Source organism: Streptomyces sp. NPDC001156, from assembly GCF_053598275.1.
In genome coordinates this window covers 1-3,031 of sequence record NZ_JBSFJX010000426.1, presented here as the reverse complement: position 1 = coordinate 3,031, position 3,031 = coordinate 1, and the positions used below count along the sequence as shown (strand labels likewise).

General features: G+C 65.8%; 2 protein-coding genes and 1 pseudogene. 1 reads left to right on the top strand and 2 read right to left on the bottom strand.

The features are described from left to right. Positions 1–406: 406 nt before the first annotated feature. On the bottom strand, positions 407–1,009 hold the full coding sequence (locus tag ACWDA7_RS51650) for a DUF4328 domain-containing protein (RefSeq protein ID WP_450615015.1): 603 nt from the start codon (positions 1,007–1,009) through the stop codon (positions 407–409). A gap of 576 nt (positions 1,010–1,585) precedes the next feature. Between ACWDA7_RS51650 and ACWDA7_RS51645 the strand changes: the two are divergent. After that, a pseudogene (locus tag ACWDA7_RS51645) lies at positions 1,586–2,483 on the top strand (IS5 family transposase). On the opposite strand, the gene ACWDA7_RS51640 reads toward ACWDA7_RS51645, so the two are convergent. Next, positions 2,480–2,941, bottom strand: coding sequence for a DinB family protein (locus tag ACWDA7_RS51640; protein ID WP_450615017.1), 462 nt, complete (start codon positions 2,939–2,941; stop codon positions 2,480–2,482). The pseudogene ACWDA7_RS51645 and the gene ACWDA7_RS51640 overlap by 4 nt on opposite strands. Positions 2,942–3,031 lie beyond the last annotated feature (90 nt).

Below are 3,031 nucleotides of genomic sequence, written 5' to 3'. Positions count from 1 at the left end.
GGCCCCACTGGATCAAGATCCAGTGGGGCCTACGGCTTGGCGCCCAACCGCAGCGGCAGTGTCGCCGCCATCGTCAAAACGAACGTCGGGCAACATTCGTGACCCGCTCCCGGAAGAGCGTCCGGACAGCGGCCAGAGCTACGGCACCGGGACTCTCAAAAGCGCGTGGGAGTGACCTGCTCGTGCGCCTGCCGTGGGCCGTCTCTGGGCCGTCCGAGGCGAACCGACGTTGACAGATGATGACAACTAGTCCCGGCATCCACGCAGGTCACAAGCCTAGATACAGTGAGCCGCCGCACGTGAGTGACTCGGCTCACCACTTCCAGAAGAACTGATGCTCTAGTCGTAGCCGGTCACGCGCGCAGCCAATGCTGTCGCCGTGGGGGAGCACATCGGGAAAAGTGCCTCACCCCTGGGCGAGAGGTGCGACGGGTACGGTGGCCCCGAGCGCGGTGCCCTGCAGCGCCGTGATGCGCTCGATAACGAGCCCCACCAGCAAGGCTGCCGCGATCATGAGCGCCTCCGCCACCACGAGGAAGGCCATCGACCCTGGGGCCACCCAGCCCGCCACCACGAGCACCAGCGCGTGCGTGATCCAGGCCGCCCACCAGAGGTTCACCAGTGTCGTGTCTCGCTTGTGCTCCCACGACGCGGAGCTCGCACGCCCGATGTCAAGGACCAACTGGCGCGGGACAAAGAAGTTGACCACCGGTGTGAACCACGCGCCGACCGTCCAGCCCCGACTCGGGACCGAGGCCTGGGGGGACAGCTCCTGGGCGTTGCTCCGGGACCGGGCGAGCCACACGAGGAACAGCACGCTCGCAAGAGTCATCAGATAGACGAAGATCATGGAGATGAAGCCCGACTTGTGCAGGGACGCATCCGTGCGGTGCAGGTAGCGATCCCGGACTGCTGCTGCGCGGAACACGTCCGCCACGGCGGCCACCACTATCGCCGCCTGCGCGGAGCGGGCGAGGATCCAGGGAGCTTTGCGGGCCGTACTCGTCATCGTCTTTGGCCTGTCTCGGAGGCGTGCGCCGCCGCAGCGGACGCTGGGGTGGAGTGATCATAGAGTCCGATCGCCGCACGCGCGTACGACTTTCGGGTCCTCAGTCGCGGGAGATGCACGTCCCCGACCACTTGGGCGAGGGTGCTGGCCGGGAGGCTGATCTCAGTCGTGCCCGTTGCGTGCCCGATCCGGCGGGAGGCAGCGGGGACTCACGGGGAACAGCGGTGCCGATCGCACTCCGGACCAGGTCAGTGCCCTGCCAGATCAGCCGCCATCCGCATACGGCGTCTTCCAAACTAGTGCTACAGGGTGACGCCCACTGCTGCCGCGTGGCTGTGAAACCGGCCGACGACAGCGCCAGGAGTGAGGATGATCGCCTCATGCATATGCGACGAGAGGCCCGCTGGATCCTGTGGGGCCTGTGGCTTGCCTGTCTGGGGTTCTCCATATGGATCTTCGTGGAGGTGATCAGATTGTTCTTGGAGGCCGAATCATGGTGACCCCTACCCAAGCCCCTCGCTAGGGCCTGTCCGACGGATCTTGTGACTGCCTGGGTCCTGGCTCGTTGGCATGTTCATGGGGCGGGGAGATCTTACAAGTGAAGAATGGGCTCGGCTGAAGCCGCATCTGCCGAAGTCCGGTCAGCGTGGGGGTCGTTGGGAGAGTCATCGCAGAGTGATCAACGGGATTCTGTTCCGGCAGCGTACCGGGGTGCCCTGGCGGGATTTGCCTGCGCGTTTCGGTCGGTGGAAGACCGTGTACGAGCTCATCGACGCTGGTCAGCGGATGGCACATGGGACAGGATCTTCGCGGCTGTCCTCGCTGACGCTGACGCGGAAGGCCTCATCGACTGGTCCATGGTGAGCGTGGACTCCACCTCCTGCCGGGCCCACCAACATGCCGCGGGAGCACGTAAGAAGCCCCCGCGGCTCCCGGGAAAAGACGCACGCCCCGGCAGCACCGCCCCGATGAGGGCCTGGGACGCTCACGGGGCGGCCTGACCTGCAAAATCCACCTTGCCGGTGAGGGCGGATGCCGCCCACTCGCCTTGCTGATCACCCCGGGTCAGTGGGGCGACGCCCCGCAGCTCATCCCGGTCATGGAGCGTGTCCGTGTTGCCCGCCGGGACGGCGGACGTCCGCGGACTCGGCCCAGCCATCTCGGCGGTGACAAGGCTTACTCGTCCCGTCGTAACCGCCGCTACCTGCGGCGACGCCAAATCAAGCATACGATCCCCGAACCGAAGAACCAGCGAGCCAACCGACAACACAGAGGCAGCAGGGGCGGTCGGCCCGCCGGCTTCGACAAGACGGTCTACAAACGCAGGAACGAGGTGGAGCGGACAATCAATGCTCTCAAGAGCTTCCGGGCTGTGGCGACGAGGTACGACAAACGCGCCTACGTCTTCTACGGCACCGTCACCGTTGCCTCGATCCGACTCTGGCTTCGGTCGGACCCCACCGGAAAGACCTAGTAGTAGCCCTTCGCCCCGTCAAGCAGCTCCCTCACGATGTCCGCGTGCCCGGCGTGCCGTCCGGTCTCCTCGACGAGATGGATGAGCATCCAGCGGAGATTGGCGTTGCCGGAGTGGAAGTCGGGGTGGCGGCCGACGTCGTCCAGGGAGGCCGCGGCCACGATCTCGTTGCTTCGGGCGCACTGGGCCTCGTACTCCGTGAGCAACTCCTTCAGTGGGATGCCGTCGGTACGCCAGTTGGCGTCCTCGTCCGTCTCGTCGAAGGACGGGTTCTGCGTCTTGTCGCCGCCCAGGAACAGCACCTCCAGCCAGGTGTGCTCGACCCACCGCATATGGCTGATGAGCCCGGCCATCGTCATCACCGGCGAGGTCGGGATGACGGAGCGGTGCGCGTCAGCCTCGCTCAGGCCCTCGCACTTCCATCTCAGGATCTGCCGTTGCAGATCCAGCCAGCCAATGAGTGGTGTGCATCGTGAAGTGGCAGGTCACGGGCCTGGTGTGATTCTGTGCGCGGGTGCTCGTGCTGGTCGCGCGGGGCAGTCTGCCGT